Below are 2,063 nucleotides of genomic sequence, written 5' to 3' on the forward strand. Positions count from 1 at the left end.
GGCTCCGCGGCCTGGTGGGAGCCGATCGTCGCGATGATCGTCTCGCTGGTGGCCGCCGCCCTGGTGATCGGCGTGGCCGAGCGGATCTACCGCCGTTCGATCATGCAGACCGGGCGCAAGCTCACCTACCGCGAGGCGCTCAAGCTGAGCGAGTGAGTGCGCCCGCCCGGGTGCACGCATGTACCGGCCGTCGGTGGATCTTCCGCCGGCGGTCGGACCATGTTCGAGGCGATCAGGGATGCACCGCCCGGGACTCGCTCGACCGGCCGGCGTCGAGGTGGGCCACGTCGCTGAGGCGTAAAGGCGCGAACGGGCCCTCGGAGTGCGCCGAGAGCACCCGAGTGGTGAAGCAGGCGTGGTCGCCCCCGTCGTCAAGCATCGCGATTCTCTCGACCACCATCCGGTTGGGGCAGTCCCTGAGCAGCGGCAGGCCGTGCTCGTCGGTGTCCGTACCGCGCTCGTTGACACCGCGACCCGCGAACTTGTCGGTCGTCTCCCCCGTCCGGGTGCCGAACCATTCGGCGACCGCGAGATCGGCTTCAGTGAGGAAATGGACTGCAAAGTGCGTGGCACGCAGCCCGGTCCGGTAGGTGTGATTGGCCTTGGACAGCCACAGGCAATAGTGCTCGGCTGAGATGCTCGACTGGGCATGGAAACCGACGAGACATCCCGCCGGCTCGTTCTCCGCCACGGTCGTCACCACGATCATCGCCGGATCCGCTGACGCCATCAGCCGGCCGAAGGCGTCCGTGCTCATCGGTCTGACCTCTCGCCAGCCGCCGTCTGGTCTGCCGCAGCCTCGTACCGGAGGAAGATCGTGCCGTCCTCGGCCATGACGCCCTTCAGGTCGAACCTGGCGATGCCAGTTCCGGGAGGTGTCACGGACACGGGCAACGGGTCGCCGCCCATCATCGGGGAGATGGACAGCAGCAGCTCATCGAGCCTGTCGGCCGCGACGAGTTCGCCCAGCCAGGTGGGACCGCCCTCGCAGAGCACCACGCCGTGCCCGCGGTCGGAGAGCGCGCGCATTGCCTGCTCCGGCTCCACACGCTCGTCGCCCGCCAAGATGACCTCGGCGAACTCCTCGACCTCAGCGCGGCGCCCCGGATCCGCCCCCGCACAGGTGATGACCACCGTCGGGGCGTGCTCGGGAGCATCGGCGAACACGCTGGCGGCCCCGTCCAGATTCAGGCTCCTGCTGACCACGGCGACCGGCGGAGTGGCCGGCTTTCCGAGCTCTTGCCTCCGTGCCTGCGCGTCCTCGGACAGCCGCACCGGCCCGTATCCTTCGCGCCGGACCGTCTCGGCTCCGACCAGAACGACGTCGGCGATCTGCCGCATGCTGCGGAACAACGCCTGGTCTGGGCGGGTGGACAGCGCGCCCACCCGGCCGCCGACCGCGGCCGTTCCATCCAACCCCGCGACCATGTGCCCGGCGACCCAGCATTCGTGCCGGGGCGAGGACCGATCCACCTCCAGGTACGGGGCCAGCGGGTCGGGGACATCTGCGCCGATCTCGAGAACGTGCATGGCGGCGATCCTAGGCACCGTCCACAGCGCCGGACACCGGTCGATTCCGGGCCGGACGCCAGAAGGCTGTGAGCGGAATTAACGACGGACTACACTCCGCTTATGAACTTCCTCACATTCTGCCGCGCCCGGCGGCTGCTCGGTTCTTCTGCGGCTGCCGTCGTCGTCGTCGCCTCTCTCACCGCCCCGTCGGCGGCCGCGCCGACGGCCTCGCCCAACCCCGCGCCCACCTGGTCCGGCATGGACACCCGCCAGTGGACCGCGCCGATCCCCGCGCCCGGCGGCGTGGCCGCCACCATGCCGCTCGACCCCGCGCTCTCGCTGCCACAGGCCGGACGCGCGGTGCGGCAGGTCTACGGCACCATCAACCAGCACGGACAGCCCGCTATTTCCGCCTCCGCGGTGTTCCTCCCGCACGGCGAGGCCCCCGCCGGCGGCTGGCCCGTCGTGGCGTGGGCGCACGGCACCACCGGCCTCGGTGACGACTGCGCGCCCTCCACCCAGCCGCGCTCCGACCGCGACGCCGAGTACCT

The 2,063-nt window shown here is 70.6% G+C and carries 2 protein-coding genes and 1 pseudogene; 1 reads left to right on the top strand and 2 read right to left on the bottom strand.

Annotated elements, in window-relative coordinates; translation table 11 throughout:
* Positions 1-232: 232 nt before the first annotated feature.
* Both ACWIE7_RS18955 and ACWIE7_RS18960 read right to left on the bottom strand, forming a co-directional pair.
* Positions 233-757, bottom strand: a complete 525-nt coding sequence (locus tag ACWIE7_RS18955) for a flavin reductase family protein (protein ID WP_454058003.1) — start codon at positions 755-757, stop codon at positions 233-235.
* The gene (locus tag ACWIE7_RS18960; protein WP_454070298.1) at positions 754-1,530 is read right to left on the bottom strand and encodes a pyrimidine reductase family protein; all 777 of its coding nucleotides are present in this window, start codon (positions 1,528-1,530) and stop codon (positions 754-756) included. The genes ACWIE7_RS18955 and ACWIE7_RS18960 overlap by 4 nt, the downstream gene beginning before the upstream one ends.
* A gap of 102 nt (positions 1,531-1,632) precedes the next feature.
* On the opposite strand from ACWIE7_RS18960, the pseudogene ACWIE7_RS18965 reads away from it, so the two are divergent.
* Positions 1,633-2,063: pseudogene (locus ACWIE7_RS18965) on the top strand (alpha/beta hydrolase); the annotation flags it as partial.

This window comes from Dietzia sp. NPDC055343 (assembly GCF_053645265.1).